1 protein-coding gene is annotated in these 267 nt (G+C 33.0%); it reads right to left on the bottom strand.

Annotation, left to right across the window (positions count from 1 at the left end):
- Positions 1–29: 29 nt before the first annotated feature.
- A partial coding sequence (locus tag H3V04_RS09445; RefSeq protein WP_198188393.1) for a PTS system mannose/fructose/sorbose family transporter subunit IID occupies positions 30–267 on the bottom strand: 238 nt, incomplete at its 5' end.

Here is a 267-nt window from a genome sequence, read left to right as displayed (position 1 = left end):
CGACAATTTTTTTAATTGAAGGATTCATATTAGACTATTCCGATTAATGACGCTAAAATCGATAGCACAACAATTGCAAAAATTAGGCTGATCACACCGATTTTCTTGTCTTTTAAAAGTTTGTAACATACTAAAGTAATTGCTACAGGTAACAAACCTTTAAATATTTGATCAAGAACCGATTGGACATCCATTATCGTTTTGCCACCCATTGTCCATTTAATCGTAGTTTTAAAAATTACCATTTGCACAGTCATAGCACCGACC

Origin of the sequence: Bifidobacterium sp. M0353 (assembly GCF_016100645.1) — a bacterium.
Lineage (GTDB): Bacteria > Actinomycetota > Actinomycetes > Actinomycetales > Bifidobacteriaceae > Bombiscardovia > Bombiscardovia choladohabitans.
This window is presented reverse-complemented; position numbering and strand designations above follow the sequence as displayed.